The sequence below is a fragment of the Vibrio sp. OPT41 genome, assembly GCF_015163595.1.
In the GTDB taxonomy this organism is placed as follows: Bacteria; Pseudomonadota; Gammaproteobacteria; order Enterobacterales; family Vibrionaceae; genus Vibrio; species Vibrio alginolyticus.
On the sequence record NZ_JADDYH010000103.1, the window covers coordinates 1 to 214 of the forward strand.

General features: G+C 52.3%; 1 rRNA gene. It reads right to left on the reverse strand.

Features of this window, described 5'->3' with window-relative positions:
* A 16S ribosomal RNA gene (locus tag IQP38_RS26075) occupies positions 1–214 on the reverse strand; the annotation flags it as partial.

Consider the following 214-nt stretch of genomic DNA (forward strand, 5'->3'; position numbering starts at 1 on the left):
TTTACGCCCAGTAATTCCGATTAACGCTCGCACCCTCCGTATTACCGCGGCTGCTGGCACGGAGTTAGCCGGTGCTTCTTCTGTCGCTAACGTCAAATGATAGTGCTATTAACACTACCACCTTCCTCACGACTGAAAGTGCTTTACAACCCGAAGGCCTTCTTCACACACGCGGCATGGCTGCATCAGGCTTGCGCCCATTGTGCAATATTCC